The organism is Hymenobacter swuensis DY53, from assembly GCF_000576555.1.
GTDB classification, from domain to species: Bacteria; Bacteroidota; Bacteroidia; order Cytophagales; family Hymenobacteraceae; genus Hymenobacter; species Hymenobacter swuensis.
Genome location: NZ_CP007145.1, coordinates 111,962 through 124,674, shown reverse-complemented (window position 1 = coordinate 124,674; position 12,713 = coordinate 111,962). Strand labels below are relative to the sequence as shown.

Here is a 12,713-nt window from a genome sequence, read left to right as displayed (position 1 = left end):
CCAAACGGGTACGCCGCTGCGCAGTTACTTTCTAGATCCGGTTCAGCTTGCGAAAAAAGGCTTCCTGATACGATTTGCCGATGGGTACATGCTGGCCGCCGGGCACTACGGCTGCCCCGTCTTCGATGGCTTCAATGCGGCGCATGTTCAGGATGTAGGACCGGTGTACCCGCACAAAATGGTCGAAGGGCAGGCGGGCATCGAGAGCCTTCATGGTGGTGTACACAATGTACTTCTGCCGATCCGTCACAATGATAACGTAATCGGAAAGGGCCTCAATGTAGAGCACGTCGTCGAAGTTGATGCGCACCATCTTGTTGTTCACCTTCACGAACAGGTCGTGGTCGGGCGGGCCGGCAGGGGCGGCGGGCGGAGCGGCAGCTACCGGCGCGGTATGCTGCTGCAAAGCCCGCTGCACGGCCCGGCTGAAGCGGGCATAATCGAAGGGCTTTACCAGGTAATCGGTTACCCGCAGGTCGAAGGCATCCACGGCGAAATCTTCGTGGGCCGTGGTCAGAATCACAATGGGCGGATCGGACAGCACCCGCAGCAAGTCGAGGCCGTTGAGTTGGGGCATCTGGATATCCAGAAACAGTACGTCCACCTTATTACCGGCCCGAAAGTAGTTCAGTCCCTGCAGGGCATCGTCCAGCGACACAACCAGCTGCAACGAATCGGTCAGAGAAATGTAGTGCTCCAGCGTCAGCCGGTTGATTTCTTCGTCATCAATAATAGCACAGGTCAAAACAGGGGCAGGAGCGGGTACGGGCATAGCAGAACGAGAAAGGAGGCGGTGAGGCAACGAACTGACATTTTACCAAAACACCGGTTTATCGATAGAAAAACAGGATTCAGGTAACAATATCAATAGGTCATGGGGTAGCTAAGCTACTCTTCGTTGATGTGGCAATCAAGTTAATTCTGGGCGGTTAAGCAGAGCTTCTCATTTCTGGAAAAACAGAATAATTCCGTTTGGCCTGTTACACGGTTTCTCTCCGCTCTGTGGGTGTACGATTCACGCTCGTTTCCAGATTTGGGCGGGCAAAATATGCTCTGTGGCCCTTGGCTAGCAGGCTACCATCCGGCAGGTTAGCCGGGCCGGCGGGCCATTTCGTCGGCTACCAACTGCTGCACTTCCGGCCGTTGGTAGTCGGCCTCTGTCTGAATGTGCGGCATGAGGCGCTGCATAATGCTTTCCTGTGCCTGCCCATTGGCCCAGGCCTCGGCGTAAGGCAGGCTCGAAAACGTGACCTGCGAGTACAGCGGCAGCCACTTGTGCGGGTATTGGGCAGAAATCTGACTCTCAATCTTCTTCTGCAGCAGAAAACGTGGGTCGGCCACCCGGTCGCGCATCTCCTCGAAATTGTACACCGCCAGGTCAGCCATGGCATCGGCATTGGGCTTGCGGGAATCCTCGAATTCCTGGAAAATGGCGGTCCAGTCGTGGCCATGCCGGGTCAGCAGTTCATTTAGCACCGTACAGTCCTCGAAGCCAGCATTCATGCCCTGCCCATAAAACGGTACAATGGCGTGGGCGGCGTCGCCCAGCAGTAGTACTTCATCCTGATGGGCCCACGGAAAGCAGCGTACCGTCACCAAAGAGCTGGTGGGATTCTCGAAAAACTCCGTTTCCAGCTCCGGCATCAGGGGCACGGCATCCGGAAATACGGCTGTGAAAAATTCTCGCACCTGGGCCGGGGTTTGCAGGGCCGCAAAGGATGCCGGGCCTTCGTAGGGAAAAAACAGGGTGCAGTTGAACGAGCCATCAAGGTTGGGCAGCGCAATCATCATGTACTGGCCACGCGGCCAGATGTGCAGCGCGTGTTTCTCAATAGGCCACTCGCCGCCCGGGGCAGCCGCAATGGTCAGTTCCTTATAGCCATAGTCCAGGTATTGCTGGGAGTAGTTGAACCGGTCAGTGCGCTGCATGGCTCCGCGCACCGCTGAGTAAGCTCCATCTACTCCAAACAGCCGCTGATACGGCACTAACCGGCTTTGCTGGGTAGCCGTATCCAGCATGTCCAGCTCCTGCTTTTTGAGGTCGACGCGGCGGCACTGCTGGTTGAAAAACAGCTTAATAGCCGGCTCCTGCTCCACCAGATCCAGCATCCGGCGGTTAAGGCCGGCCCGGGAAACCGAGTAGATAGATTGGCCGGCCTGCCCATAAGGTTGCATCGTGAGGTTACCCTGCACATCGTGCATCACACGGCCGTGCATGGCAATGGCCACTTCCCGTACCGCCTCCGCAATACCTACGCCCTCCAGCGCCCGCCAGCCCCGGTCCGACAGAGCCAGGTTAATGGACCGGGCTTCAACCGGGTCGGTTCCCCGGATATCAGGCCGGCGCTCAAATACTTCCACCGCGTGCCCGTGCCGCGCCAGATACAAGGATAGTAGAGAGCCAACTAGGCCGCCGCCCATAATGGTGAGCGTTTCGGGAGTGGAGGGGCGGGTACGAACGTCGGCCATGAGCACAGCGGCTGAAGTGGAAAGAAAGCGCGGGTAGAAACGGCGAATGTAAATGATTCTGACGGGTTCAGTTAACCGAGTAAAAACAACTGTTGAACGGCATAATTCCTCAGGTTAGTGGGGATAGCCCAACTTATCCTAAATACCCTGGCTTACTTTGGATTATTAAATGATTGCTTTTACTCAATACCTATTCACCATGTACCTCTTTACAAACTTTGCTACCACTGCTTTCGCGCATCAGCACAGCCGTTACCGTCAGCGGCAAGTGCGGTACGTCCGGCTACTAAATCTCCCGCTTCCGTGCAATCAACGGCCCCTGACCCGGCCGCTGCAGGTATACAGCCCTGATACCACCGAAACCAATGCCCCGTCCATCACATTCCGGCTTGGTAGCTATATACTAGGCGACGAAAACTGTCTTCTACTCTACGGTCCCACAGATTTACGCTACTAAAGTACTCTTATAGCAACGACTGGTTTTTCTTACCAGCCATCTATTGCCTTCGTTAAATACAATTATCTACCCAGCACAAATGAATGATTACCAATATCTTAAAAGTAGGTTATTCGGCATACCTACTTTATATTTGTAGCCCTTTCTGACAAGCAGGGACCTTTTTCATTTTTTGCAATTTTTCCAGTATGAGAAAACATTACAGTTTTCTGCTCTTTTTCCTGCTGCTGTTTTGCCAGGCAATTTCCGGCCAAGCGCAGGACCTGAGCGCGGTAGCCGGCATTGTGCAGGCCGAAAGTGGCGAGCCGATGCCCGGTGCCACAATCTTTATCCGGGGTACGTTCATTGGTACCAGTACCGACCGTGACGGCAAGTTTAGCCTGCGGGCCGACTTTAGCGAGGGTCCGGTAGTGCTATCGGTGTCTTTTGTGGGCTACGAGAGCCGCGACGTGACGCTGAGCCAGCCCGACAACGCTGTAAAGGTGCAGCTCAAAATCAACCCGACGCTGACCAACGAGGTAATTGCCTCGGCTTCCCGGGTCGAGGAAGGTATTCTGCAGGCCCCGGTAACGGTAGAGAAGGTGACCTCGCAGCAGGTGTTGCGCCTACCCCCACCCGACGTGCAGGTGGGCCTGAACCAGTTCAAAGGCATTGACGTGAACAGCTCCAGCATGCTGCTGAACTCGTTGAGCACGCGTGGCTTCAACTCGGCCAAATCGGAGCGGCTGATTCAGCTGACTGATTACTTTGATACTCAGTCGCCTTCCCTGAACGTGAATGCGGGAAACCTCACGGGTCTGCCCGAGCTGGATATCGAGAGCATCGAAATCATTCACGGACCGGCCTCCGCCCTGTACGGCGCCAACGCTTTCAACGGGGTGTTACTGCAAAACTCCAAAGATGCCTTCATCAATGAAGGTCTGACGCTGCGCGTACGCGGTGGCGAGCGAAGCTTCTTCGATGGCCAGCTGCGCTATGCCCAGAAAATCGGGGACAAGTTTGCGTTCAAAATCACCGGCGCCTACCTCACGGCCGACGACTGGCTGGCCCAGAACTACTCGGCTACCAGCACGCAGGTAGAACGGCGCAACAACGCCGAGGGCTCTGCCCTGGGCTACGAGGCTGTAAACCGCTACGGCGATGTACCCTTTACGGTACCCGCTACCTACCCGATTGCCGACCTGCGGGGCAAAACCCTGTTTATGCCCGGTTTCGACGAGAAAACGCTAATCGGTGACGACAATAAAGCCAAGTCGCTTAAAATCCACCCTTCGCTTTCGTACCTGCTGACCAGCTCCATCAAGATGACGGTGGGGGTCAACTACAACCGGGGCACGGCTAGCTACCAGAGCTCCAGCCGTTACCGCTTCAAGGACTTCGGCACCAACCAGTATCATGGTGAGATTAAAGGGGAGCGGTGGTTCGTGCGCGGCCAGTCGATTCAGGACTTTGGCAACAAATCCTACGACCTGAACTTCCTGGGGGCATTCATCCAGACCTCGCCCATTGCCACGGGCGGCGGCACGACGTACGCGCAGCAGTATTTCAACACGTACCTGACCACGTACGGCGGAGCCCGGCAGCTGGGCCAGACCGATGCGCAGGCCCAGATAACGGCGCAGAATGCCGCCAGCCAGTTCCAGCTTGATCCTAACAGCGGCACGTTCCGCAACCTGCGGAGCGCCATTATTGAGGACGCCACGCCCGGTAAAGGTGCCCGCCTCAATCCCAGCTCCCTGCTGAATGAGGGCAACGCGCAGTATAACTTCAAGCTGAGCGAAACCTCCGACCTGATTGTGGGGGGGGCGTACCGCAAGTTCCGGCTGGGCTCGAATGGCAACCTGTACTCCGACAACGACGGCCGGATTCAGAACCATGAGGTAGGCGGCTACGCACAGCTGACTAAGAAGCTATTCGAGGAGCGGCTGCGCCTGGCCTTGGCCGGCCGGATTGACGACTTCAAGAACTTCAACCCATCGTTTTCCCCCCGGGCTTCGGCCGTATACTCGGCCGGCGACAAGCGCCAGCATAACTTCCGGGCCAGCTACGGTCGCGCCTTCCGCTCGCCTACGCAGCTTGATCAGTACATCAACCTCGACTTGGGCCAGGTATTGCTCCAGGGCAACGTAGACAACGGCTACCAGGGCTACAGCATCATAACCGGCCAAGCTATTGAGGTAGCAGCCCTGAAGCTGGAACGCCTGAGCACGTACGAAATCGGCTACAAGGGTGCCTTGGGTGAGAAGGTAGCCGTAGACGTGAACTACTACCGCAACTACTACAACGACTTCATCGGGGCCCAGCGCTTCGTGGGCAACGCCGATGGCAGCCGTCCCGCCAGCGTTACCGGTGGCCGCCTGTTGCAGGTATGGACCAACGCTGACCAGGAAGTACGCACCCAAGGCGCGGCGCTGGGGCTGAACTACGCCTTTGCCCCGTTCCTAAACCTGGCCGCCAACTACACCCTGAACATTCAGGACCGGAGCGCCGTCCAAGATGCCGAATTCCAGACGTACTTCAACACACCTAAGCACAAGTACAACGTAGGTGCCAACGGCACGGTACTCACCCACCTGAGCTACGCCGTGAACTACCGCTGGGCGCAGGGCCATGAGTATGGTCTGCCCTTCGCAGTAGGTCAGCTTGCTGACTACAGCTCTACGGATGCTTATCTGGGCTACAACTTCACGAAGCTGGGCGCGATTCTGCAAGCAGGCGCGTCTAACCTGTTCAATGCCACCAACATTCAGGTATATGGTGGCCCCCAGATAGGCCGCCTCGTGTATGTAGGCTTGCAACTGGACGTGAAATAGACTGATTCGTAACATTGCATTGCTTGCCAGAAGGCCCTTTCTGTATTGGAAAGGGCCTTTTTTCGTTCTTCCTTGGCACTATGTCACTCTGATTCCCAATACTAGAAAGTTATCCAATATCGGTAAAATACGATGTTGTTTTGACCCATTTAAAGACCCTATTCAGCTATGTTCCTACATCATTCAGCGAAAAGCACTATGCATGTGTTAGCGTGCGGGGTAGGTTTGCAGCCCTTTTAGCACACACCCAGCAGTTTTCATTCATGTACAATCTTTACTCGTCGGCCGCAGTAGCAGCTTTGCTTCTTCCGCAGCTTGCATCCGCCACTACCCTACCCACCACCCCCCCTGCGTACGTGCGCGCCACCGATCCGGACCCGGTTGAAAAGTCGTTGGCCGGCCAAGTCCTCACCGACAAAGGCGAAGCATTGCCCGGTGCTACGGTGTTCATCAAAGGCACCTTCGTGGGCACCAGCACCGACCAGCAGGGCAATTTCCGGCTGGATGCCAACTTTGAAAATGGCCCGGTAACGCTGGTGTTTTCTTACGTGGGTTACGACAGCCGCGAAATCAAGCTGGAAACCCCGGAATTGGCCATTAATGTGGGGCTGAGCCCCAGCGCCACGTTGCTGAACGAAACGGTGGTATCGGCCTCCCGGGTAGAGGAAAATATCCTGCGCGCCCCGGTTACCATCGAGAAACTTTCGACGCGCCAGATTGAGCGTATCTCTACCCCCGAAATCCTCAGCGGCCTGGGCCAGCTGAAAGGCCTGGACGTGAGTTCAGCCTCCATGCTGTTTACCAGCGTGAGTACGCGCGGCTTCAACACAGCCAAATCGGAGCGGGTAATTCAGCTGGTGGACTATATGGACACGGCGTTGCCTTCCCTGAACCTGAGCCCCGGCAATCTGGTGGGAATTCCGGAGTTAGACATGGAGAGCATCGAAATCATTCACGGGCCGGCCTCGGCGCTATATGGTTCCAATGCGTTGAGCGGCGTGATTCTGTTCAACTCCAAAGACCCGTTCGTGTACGAAGGCCTGAGCGTGCGCCTGCGCGGCGGGGAACGAAACCTGCTGGACGGACAGGTGCGCTACGCCAAAAAGCTGACCGAGAAACTGGCTATCAAAATCAACGCCAGCGCCTTCCGGGCTAATGACTGGATTGCGGACAATATGGAGGCGACCCGTAGCTCGGCCAATCCGCAGGGCTCGGCGCTAGGCTACAACGCCGTGAACCGTTACGGTGACAACGGCTACACGTTCAACCAGCAGCAGCAGCTGCCCGGCGGTACTAGCCCCGAGTTGTACGGCAAAACCGCCTATCTACCCGGCTTCTCGGAACGCGACCTGATTGATGACGATAACCGCACTTCCTCGTACCGGGTACAGGGGGCGGTATCGTACCTGCTGCGCGACGACCTAAAGCTGACGGTGGAGGCCAAACATGCCGAAGGCACCGCTACGTATCAGAACATCAGCCGTTTCCGGGTGAAAGGCTTGGGCTCGAACCAGTACCGTGCCGAGCTGAAAAGCAGCAAGGGCTTTTTGCGGATTTACACCACGGAAGACTTCACCGGCAGCTCCTACGAGCTGAATCAGTTAGGCACGCTTATTCAGGGCTCCCCAGTCTCAGATGGCAGTACCGTAAGCTACGCGCAGCAGTTCTATGGCACCTATAACGCCGCGTACAGCCAGGCCCGGCGCGCCGGCCAAACGGTGGACGCGGCCCTGGCTACCGCCCAGACGGCAGCCAACCGGACCCAGCTGGCTACCACCGACCCACGCTTTGTCACCCTGCGCGAGCAGATTATTGACGACAAGCAGCCGGGACGGGGCGCGCAGCAATACTTCAACTCCTTCCTGCACGATATCAGCGGGCAGCGCAGCTTCCGTCTCACGGAGCGCGGTACCGACCTGACGGTGGGCGCGGCATACCGCCAGTACCGCCTGGGCTCCAACGGCCTGCTATTTTCGGACCGGGAAGGCCAACGCATCAAAAACCACGAGTACGGCGCATATGGCCAGTTGACTCAGACGCTGCTGGAGGACCGCCTGAAACTGGCCTTCGCAGGCCGCGTGGACGAGTTCAAGAACTTCAAGGCCGCGTTTTCGCCCCGAGCCTCGGCGGTGTATTCGGTGGGCAAGAACAAGCAGCATAACTTCCGGGCCAGCTACGGCCGGGCGTTCCGCTCACCTTCCCAAACGGAGCAGTATTTCTACAACGATATTCGGACAGGGCTGCTGATTGGGAACGTCGGCAACGGCTTCCAGGGCTATAACCTGACCCTGTTCAACTCGCCGCAGCTGCTGGCAGCGGCCCAGAGCAACCCGGCCGTCCTGCAGCCCTACGAGTACACCATTGCGCCACTGCAGCTGGAAAAGGTGAATACCGCTGAAATCGGCTATAAAGGCGCCGTACTGCCCAACGTGTACGCCGACGTGAGCTACTACCGCAGCCAATATCAGGACTTCATTGGGGCGCAGACGTTTGTGGGCAACACCGACGGCTCACGGCCCACGCCGCAGCAACTGGCGGCCGGCTACTCCACGGCTTATACCAACCAAAGCCAGCCTACCCGCGTGCTGTACGCCTACTACAACAACAACCAAGAAGTACGTACTCAGGGCGTTACGGCGGGCCTGACCTACTACTTCCGCAAGGCGCTGAATCTCACCGGCAACTATTCCCTGAACGTACTGGACCGCAGCAACCTGCCCGAAGGTTTCCAGACGTTCTTTAACACGCCCAAACACAAGTACAACGTAGGAGCCAACGGCCAGGTGGGCAACCTAAGCTACACCGTGAACTACCGCTGGGTACAGGGCCACCTGCAGGAAATCCCCTTCGCCACCGGCTCCATTCGGGACTACAGCACGACTGATGCGTACGTGGGTTACACACTGCCGAAAGTAGGCACCACGTTCCAGGCTGGAGTGTCTAACGCCTTCAATGTCAACAACACGCAGGTGTTTGGGGGCCCGCAAGTCGGCCGCCTCGCTTATCTAGGTCTCCGCTTCGATCTGCAGTAATAATGACGAGGTGCCGTAGCAAAGTGGTCATTGCGAGGAGGTACGACGAGACAATCCGCCCTTCCTGAAATACTCAACCTCGACCTGTTCAAAAGCCCCTGGCGCACGCGCGTCAGGGCTTTTTTGCTTTTACCCGGATTCAGTACTTCGTCGAGGGCAGATTGCTTCGCTCTGCTCGCAATGACAATTTCACTCCTCACTTCACCAGCCGGAAGGTAAGGTTGAGACGGGGGCCGACGGGACGGGCGGTTTTGGGCAGCGCGTGCAGCCAGTTTCGTTGGGTAGGGCCGCGCATCAGCAGCAGGCTGCCGGTAGTGAGGGCCAGGCTGAAGGCAGCCGGCACGGGCTGCAGCACCGGGCGGGGCCGCAGCCGGAACGTGCGCGTGGCGCCCAGCGTGACGGAGGCAATAACAGGCTCAGGACCGAGTTCCGGCTCGTCGTCGGCGTGGTAGCCCATGCTATCCTGGCCGGTGCGGTAGAGGTTCAGGAGTACACTGTTGAACCGACTGCCGGTGGCGGCTTCAACCTGTCGGCGCAACGCATGCAGTGCGGGCAGCCAGGGAAGCGGCTCCAGCGTGAGGCCGGAGTAGCGGTAGGTAGCTCCGGCGTCGCCATACCAGCCCGTGAGGCGGGGCTGCAGCACTTCTTTGCCGAACAGACGAATGGGCTCATGCCGCCACGGCACGGTGGCGGTTAGTTGCGTGAGTAAGGCTTCGGCGGCTGGTTCGGAGAGGAAATCAGCGTCGAACAGCAGCTCGGCGGCGGGCAGATGAACAGGCAGCAAGGCCATTCGTTTGGAACCTAGGGATCAGACGGTTGGGACGCCGAAGCGGGAAGCTAGAATCAGGTAGGCCATAGTCAGGAGTCCACAGATCAGCAACGCGCCGCCCCAGGGCCGGCTCCGGTAGGGTTGCGACCCAATGAAGCGGGGCCAGAACACGACGTTGTAGAGTACAATGGCCACAATATTAAATACGGGACCGAGCCAGATGTACTGAGTGCCGTAAGCATGTTGTAGCCAGGTAAGCGCGTAGTGCGTGCCCACCGTGTACAGAAGCAGAAAGGCCACCACAAGCAAAGCGGGCCCCGTACGGCGCAAGGCCCGCAGGTTCAGGGCGAGCAGAATCCCGCCAGCTACCATACTAAACAGCACCGAAAACACGGTAATAGTCCCGGGCGAGTACAACGCCGGCCCCGTCTGCGGCGCAACTTCTGGCTCAGCTTCTCCCCGGGCCACGCGTCTGGCCTGCTCCTTTTCGGCTTCCTGCTCCCGCACGGCCAATTCGCGCCGGTCGGTTTCCTGCTTGCTGACCTCCAACTCGGCAATAAGGCCCGCCGCCGTCGGCTCGGGGGTGCCGCGCTGCGCCAGTTCGGCGAGGGCCGCCAATACCGCCTCCTCCCGATACTGATACCGGTTGGTCACGTAGTCACGCAGCTCGGCGTCGGTTTTGCGGCTCATTTTTGCCGCGTAGTCTTCGGCCATTATCGTCGGGGAAAGGAAGAATCGGAAGGGAAAACGGCCGGAGCCGGACTGTCTACGCAAATACAACCATCGGCGGCGGAAAACGCCCCGCCGCCGATGGTATTTACCGGCGGCTTATTGGCGGGCCGCCCACTCAGCCAGCACTTCGCCTACCCGGTACACATCCTCAAACGTATTGTAGAGGGGCACCGGGGCCAGCCGAATCACATTGGGCTCACGCCAGTCGCCAATTACGCCCACGGCCATCAGGTGCTCAAACAGGTCGCGGCCATTATGATGTATTAAGAGAGAAAGTTGGCAGCCACGCTGGGCCGGATCAGCCGGCGTAATGATTTCCAGTTGCTGCTTGGTAAGGCCCAGTCGGTTGATGAGAAACTCCAGATAGCCCGTGAGCAGCTCGCTTTTCTGGCGCAGGGCGGGCATTCCGCCAGCGGCCTCGTGCTCGGCCAGGGCGGCTTCGTGCACAGCCATGGTAAGGACGGCGCCATTGGAGAGCTGCCAGCCGGCGGCCCCGCGCATGGGCCGGAAGCCTTTCTTCATCTTGAACCGCTCCTTATCGTCATAGCCCCACCAACCAGCCAGGCGCAGCAGCTCGGGCTGGTCGGCAAACCGCTCGTGCACAAACACGCCCGATACGCCCCCGGGTCCGGAGTTCAAGTATTTGTAGGAGCACCAGCAGGCAAAATCCACGTCCCAGTCGTGCAGGTGCAGCGGGATATTGCCGGCCGCATGGGCCAGATCAAAGCCCACCGTAGCCCCTACCGCGTGACCAGCGCGCGTAATGGCGGCCATATCATATACCTGGCCGGTGTAGTAATTGATACCGCCCATGATGACGGTACACAGCGAATCCCCCAGCTCCTCAATTCTGGCCATGATATCCTCGGTGCGCAGCGTGTACTCACCGGGACGGGGAGTCAGCTCCACAATGGCGTCATCGGGGTTCAGGCCGCGCATGCGTACCTGCGTTTCCAGGGCATACTGGTCGGAGGGAAACGCGCCGGCTTCCATGAGCACCTTATAGCGCGTGGCGGTGGGCTGATAGAAGGACACCAGCAGCAGGTGCAGGTTGGTGGTGAGGTTGTTCATCACCACTACTTCCACGGGCTTAGCGCCTACAATGCGCGCCGTGGCATCCTGCAGGCGCTGGTGGAAGTACATCCAGGGAGTTTCGCCCTTGAAATGGCCTTCCACGGCCAGATTCTGCCAGTTCTCAAACTGCCGCTCGGCGGCGGCGCGGGCCGTGCGCGGCTGCAGCCCCAGGGAGTTGCCGCAGAAGTACAGACACTCCTGCCCGTCGGGCGCGGGCGGAATGAGGAAGTGCTGACGGAAGTCGCGCAGCGGGTCCTGCGCATCAAGCTGGCGGGCAAAGTCGAGGGTAGGTTCGAAGGTCATGGAGGGCAAAGATACCACGCCCCCGGGCCGCCACCTATTCCCGGTTCGTCATGATTTTGGCCAGATGTTCCGGCCTCACGCCCAGCCAGTCCAGCGCGTTCTGGCCCAGCATGCGGGCTTTCACCTCATCGGGGTACGCCATGGAGCGGATAAGCTGGCCGGGCTCCAGCTCACCCAACGGGAAGGGGTAATCAGTACCCAGCGTGATTTTATCAGCTCCCAGGGTTTTTACCAAGAAGTCGAGCATTAGCGGGTCGTGCACCAGCGAGTCAACCCAGAAGCGGCCCAGGTATTCGCGCGGATTCACGGGGTTATCCACGGCGCACAGGTCGGGGCGCACCTGCCAGCCGTGCTCGATGCGGCCAATGGTACTGGCGAAAGAGCCGCCGCCGTGGGCTATGGCCACCCGCAGCCGGGGCAACCGTTCCAGCACGCCACCAAAAATAAGGCTGCACAAGGCCCGGCTGCTTTCGGCGGGCATCCCTACCAGCCAGGGCAGCCAGTATTTGGGCATTTGCTGCTGGCCCATCATGTCCCACGGGTGCACAAATATGCAGGCACCCAACTCTTCAGCGGCCTGAAAAACCGGAAAAAGCTCCGGGGCATCTAGGTTCCAGTCGTTGACGTGGGAGCCAATCTGAATACCGGCCAGGCCGATTTTCATGCACCGCTCCAGCTCCCGGATGGCCAGATCAGGGGCCTGCAGGGGCAGCGTGCCCAGCCCCACAAAGCGGCCGGGATACCGCTGCACCACGCCGGCAATGTGGTCGTTAAGTAACTGGCTCAGGTCCAGCGTATCCAGCGGCTTGGCCCAGTAACTGAACATCACGGGCACGGTGCTGAGCACCTGTACCTGCGCCCCAAACTGGTCGTACTCGCGCATGCGCACGGCCGGGTCCCAGCAGTTATCCTGCACTTCCCGGAAGAATTTGTCGTCCTGCATCATGCGGGCACAGCAGGGCCGGTGATGCTCCAGCCGGATGAAGCCGCCGTAGCCGTACCGTTCCCGCAGGTCGGGCCACCGCTCGGGCAGAATGTGCGTGTGGATGTCGATGGTAAGCACG

The 12,713-nt window shown here is 58.7% G+C and carries 8 protein-coding genes; 2 read left to right on the top strand and 6 right to left on the bottom strand.

The annotated features are described in order from the left end of the window. Window positions 1-31: 31 nt before the first annotated feature. Together HSW_RS02040 and HSW_RS02035 are read right to left on the bottom strand one after the other, a co-directional pair. Window positions 32-772: a LytR/AlgR family response regulator transcription factor gene (locus tag HSW_RS02040; protein WP_044000627.1), complete on the bottom strand. Its 741-nt coding sequence runs from the start codon at window positions 770-772 to the stop codon at window positions 32-34. Window positions 773-1,089: 317 nt separating this feature from the next. Next, complete coding sequence (locus tag HSW_RS02035) at window positions 1,090-2,469, bottom strand: FAD-dependent oxidoreductase (protein WP_044000626.1); 1,380 nt, start codon at window positions 2,467-2,469, stop codon at window positions 1,090-1,092. A gap of 645 nt (window positions 2,470-3,114) precedes the next feature. Between HSW_RS02035 and HSW_RS02030 the strand changes: the two genes are divergently transcribed. Continuing rightward, on the top strand, window positions 3,115-5,739 hold the full coding sequence (locus HSW_RS02030; RefSeq protein ID WP_044000625.1) for a TonB-dependent receptor: 2,625 nt from the start codon (window positions 3,115-3,117) through the stop codon (window positions 5,737-5,739). Between the two features lie 263 nt (window positions 5,740-6,002). Beyond that, the gene (locus HSW_RS02025) at window positions 6,003-8,771 is read left to right on the top strand and encodes a TonB-dependent receptor (RefSeq protein WP_044000624.1); all 2,769 of its coding nucleotides are present in this window, start codon (window positions 6,003-6,005) and stop codon (window positions 8,769-8,771) included. Between the two features lie 196 nt (window positions 8,772-8,967). Here the strand turns inward: HSW_RS02025 and HSW_RS02020 are convergent, their stop codons facing one another. The 4 genes from HSW_RS02020 to HSW_RS02005 form a co-directional block, all read right to left on the bottom strand. After that, window positions 8,968-9,561, bottom strand: a complete 594-nt coding sequence (locus HSW_RS02020) for an alpha-ketoglutarate-dependent dioxygenase AlkB family protein (protein ID WP_197031928.1) — start codon at window positions 9,559-9,561, stop codon at window positions 8,968-8,970. 18 nt (window positions 9,562-9,579) lie between these two features. After that, window positions 9,580-10,254 (bottom strand): hypothetical protein, encoded by a 675-nt coding sequence (locus tag HSW_RS02015; RefSeq protein ID WP_044000623.1) that lies wholly within the window; start codon window positions 10,252-10,254, stop codon window positions 9,580-9,582. Window positions 10,255-10,368: 114 nt separating this feature from the next. Beyond that, a complete protein-coding gene (gene kynU / locus HSW_RS02010; RefSeq protein ID WP_044000622.1) occupies window positions 10,369-11,649 on the bottom strand; it encodes a kynureninase in 1,281 nt (426 codons plus the stop codon). A gap of 34 nt (window positions 11,650-11,683) precedes the next feature. Beyond that, a complete protein-coding gene (locus HSW_RS02005; protein ID WP_052346011.1) occupies window positions 11,684-12,712 on the bottom strand; it encodes an amidohydrolase family protein in 1,029 nt (342 codons plus the stop codon). Window position 12,713: the final 1 nt, after the last annotated feature.

Bases quoted from the DNA above. Each gene is read 5' to 3' on its own strand.
- HSW_RS02040 (WP_044000627.1), bottom strand. From the start codon at position 772: ATGCCCGTACCCGCTCCTGCCCCTGTTTTGACCTGTGCTATTATTGAT.
- HSW_RS02035 (WP_044000626.1), bottom strand. From the start codon at position 2,469: ATGGCCGACGTTCGTACCCGCCCCTCCACTCCCGAAACGCTCACCATT.
- HSW_RS02030 (WP_044000625.1), top strand. From the start codon at position 3,115: ATGAGAAAACATTACAGTTTTCTGCTCTTTTTCCTGCTGCTGTTTTGC.
- HSW_RS02025 (WP_044000624.1), top strand. From the start codon at position 6,003: ATGTACAATCTTTACTCGTCGGCCGCAGTAGCAGCTTTGCTTCTTCCG.
- HSW_RS02020 (WP_197031928.1), bottom strand. From the start codon at position 9,561: ATGGCCTTGCTGCCTGTTCATCTGCCCGCCGCCGAGCTGCTGTTCGAC.
- HSW_RS02015 (WP_044000623.1), bottom strand. From the start codon at position 10,254: ATGGCCGAAGACTACGCGGCAAAAATGAGCCGCAAAACCGACGCCGAG.
- kynU (WP_044000622.1), bottom strand. From the start codon at position 11,649: ATGACCTTCGAACCTACCCTCGACTTTGCCCGCCAGCTTGATGCGCAG.